Source organism: Syntrophomonas sp. UBA5494 (assembly GCF_002426325.1).
The window spans coordinates 1-3,192 of record NZ_DIPG01000060.1; the positions used below are offsets into that span (position 1 = coordinate 1).

A 3,192-nucleotide genomic window follows, 5' to 3' on the forward strand; every position below is an offset into this window, starting at 1 on the left:
CCCACGGCGAAGTATGAGGTGTTTACGGAACCGGAGCAGGCCAAGGCCTACGCCCGCCCCTTTACCGACCGGGGAGAGGCGGTAGTGATCAAAGCCGATGGCCTGGCCGCCGGTAAAGGCGTTATTGTAGCTGCCAATTATGCTGAAGCCAGTGCTGCCATCGACAGTATCATGGCCGACCGTCAATTCGGGGAAGCCGGTAACCAGGTAGTTGTAGAAGAATGCCTGCTAGGGGAAGAAGTCAGCTTTTTCGCCCTCACTGATGGAGTTGATTTTGTACCTTTGCTGTCGGCCCAGGACCACAAAAGGGTGTTCGATAATGATGCAGGCCCTAATACCGGAGGGATGGGAGCTTATACCAATCCACCGGTTTTTACCGCCGAACTATACGAGAGGGCGGTGGAACAGGTTATCAAACCCGTAATCAAAGGCATGGCCAGTGAAGGATATCCCTACCAGGGGGTATTGTACGCCGGTCTGATGATAACTGCGGATGGGCTGAAAGTACTTGAATTCAATGCCCGTTTTGGTGATCCGGAAACCCAGGTGCTTATGCCTATGATAAAAAGTGATCTTTTACCCCTTTTGGAGGCGTCTGCCCGGGGGAATATACAGCGCGCCGGCATTGAATTAAACGATGGGGTGTGCGTTTGTGTCGTACTGGCGTCCGGTGGTTATCCCGGCAGCTATGAAAAGGGTAAAGTCATTGCAGGAATAGATAATGTTAAGGATGCTCTGGTTTTTCAGGCGGGAACGGCTCTGGACCAGGGGCGGCTGATAACCGGAGGCGGCCGGGTACTGGGAGTAGTATGCCGGGGCCGGGATTTCCGCGCTGCCATTGACCAGGTCTATGGGCAGGTGGAACAGATACATTTTGAAGGTAGGCATTATCGCAGGGACATAGGTCATCGGGCTTTAAAAAAATAGCTTTATTGGGGGGAAGGTTGTGAAATTTTTAAAGAATCCGTGGGTGCGAGTGATATTTATAATACTCCTGGCAGCCAGCCTGCTTTATATGCCCACCCGGGAATTCTTGAAAATTACATGCCTGCCGGGTATACTGGCTGTGTTTTTGGCGGCTTTTATGCGCAAACAGGATAAACGCTCCCGTAAATGGATGATAGCCGCATTAGGGCTGGTAGTTCTGAGTGGGACCTACCTCTACTTTTTAACTCAGCTGCCGGAAAGGATTGAGGTGCGCAGGATTATGGCCACAGGCAGTGCCCTGACCCGGCAGGGGCAATATGATCGCGCTATGGCTGAATACAGCAAACTGGAAAAACTGGGCGCAAAAAATAAAATGCAGGCCAAACTTGATGAGGTTGAAATAGAAAAGAAGGCCCAGCGCGATCTTGAACTGGCAAAACAAATGGTCAAGAATGGAGACTATAGCGAAGCTCGCAAACTAATCAATACCATCCCCCGCCAAACCAAAGCTGCGGAGGAGGCCGCCAGAATACTGGTATCCATTTCGGACAGCAATAAATAGTTATCAGGGGTGAACAGGAGGGGGGATTAGAATGGTAACATTGGAAATGGTTAAAAAGAGCCCGGTGGTCAGGCAGTATATGGAAACGGGCAATGATTTTATAGGCAATATGGGAGCCATAGAACATAATATGCATCATGCCGAATTAACCTCTTTTTTGTGCTATGATATCCTCAATACATTGGGGTATCCGGTGCGAGAGGCCGAATTAGGCAGTATGGCAGGTTATTTACATGATATAGGCAATCTGGTTAACCGCTATGGGCATGGGATGTCCGGTGCGATAATTGCCATGCAGGTACTGGCGGAACTGGATATGGAACCGGTGGAGATAGCGGTGATCATGGGCGCCATCGGCAATCATGAGGAGAATGCCCAGGGCCAGCCGGTAAATAATGTGGCGGCAGCTCTTATTTTGGCCGATAAATCAGATGTACATCGCTCCCGGGTAAGAAAACGGGATGCGGCGAACTTTACGCAACGGGACCGTGTAAATTATGCCGTTACCAGTTCCAACATTGTAATTGATAGCATTGAGCGGACGATTTGTCTCCGCATGCAAATAGACACTTCCGTTTGTTCGGTCATGGAGTATTTTGAAATATTTCTGACCAAGATGCTGATGTGCCGACGCGCAGCGGAGCATTTAGGGTGTCAATTCCAGCTTATGATGAATAACAATAAATTATTGTAAGGGGGCATCATCGTGGATAATCATCCCGACTCGGAAGACCATGTGAGTACATTGCTGGCGCAGGCCATACTGAGCCTTGAAACGGAAGACGAGGTACGCTGTTTTTTAAATGATCTTTCTACCATAAATGAGATCAAAGCCATGTCCCAGCGCCTGGAAATAGCCAGGATGCTCGATAATAATATTACTTTTAATATCATAACCAGCCAGACCGGTGCCAGCACTGCCACTATAAGCAGAGTAAACCGGTCTCTCAATTACGGTGCCGGAGGATACAGAAAAGTACTGGAGCGCTTGAAAAAGGAGCAATAGCATGAGTAATTTAGAAATACCGAGGGGTTTAAGGGATTTATTACCGGATGAAGTTAAAACACGGCGTTGTATGGAAAAGAAGCTAGTTGATCTGTTTGGCAGTTATGGCTACGAAGAAGTTGTTACTCCTACTTTTGAATTTATGGAAGTGGTGGAAGAGGGAACCGGTGGCAACATCCGGGAAGAGTTATTTTTATTTATGGACCGTGAAGGCGGCATCCTGTCATTGCGCCCTGAAATGACTACATCCATAGCCCGTCTGGTAGCCACTCATCTCCAGGACGAACATTTTCCCCGCCGTCTTTATTATGGAGCTAATGTTTTTCGCCATGTTCAACCGCAGCTGGCTCAATATCGGGAATTCTGGCAAATGGGAGTGGAGCTTTTAGGTGCTCCCGGGCCCTGGGCCGATGCCGAAGTAATTACTCTGGCCGTCAAGGCCATGCAAGAGCTGGGTGTTAACAATTTTAAAGTAAGTATAAATCAAATCGAAATATTCAACAGTATTTTGGAAGATAAGGCCATAAGTGCTTCCGCCCGTACTGCTATAAGGCGTTTGGTGGAGAATAAAGATCTGGTGGAGCTGTCGGCGGTACTGGAAACCTTGCCGGTGGAAGATGGCTTGAAAGATACCATAGCCAGTTTACCGGTTTTACACGGCGGGCTGGAGGTACTGGACAGGATTCCCTATATCAGC

Annotated in this window: 5 protein-coding genes; all 5 read left to right on the top strand. The window is 48.7% G+C overall.

What is annotated here, in order from left to right:
• Nucleotides 1-927, top strand: a 927-nt coding sequence (gene purD / locus B3W37_RS07310) for a phosphoribosylamine--glycine ligase (protein WP_483175214.1), incomplete at its 5' end; no start/stop codon positions are given.
• 19 nt (nucleotides 928-946) lie between these two features.
• Nucleotides 947-1,489, top strand: a complete 543-nt coding sequence (locus B3W37_RS07315) for a hypothetical protein (RefSeq protein ID WP_483175215.1) — start codon at nucleotides 947-949, stop codon at nucleotides 1,487-1,489.
• A 31-nt stretch (nucleotides 1,490-1,520) separates the two neighbouring features.
• Nucleotides 1,521-2,183 (top strand): phosphohydrolase, encoded by a 663-nt coding sequence (locus tag B3W37_RS07320; protein WP_483175216.1) that lies wholly within the window; start codon nucleotides 1,521-1,523, stop codon nucleotides 2,181-2,183.
• A 12-nt stretch (nucleotides 2,184-2,195) separates the two neighbouring features.
• On the top strand, nucleotides 2,196-2,495 hold the full coding sequence (locus B3W37_RS07325) for a YerC/YecD family TrpR-related protein (RefSeq protein WP_483175217.1): 300 nt from the start codon (nucleotides 2,196-2,198) through the stop codon (nucleotides 2,493-2,495).
• A gap of 1 nt (nucleotide 2,496) precedes the next feature.
• A partial coding sequence (locus B3W37_RS07330; protein WP_483175219.1) for an ATP phosphoribosyltransferase regulatory subunit occupies nucleotides 2,497-3,192 on the top strand: 696 nt, incomplete at its 3' end.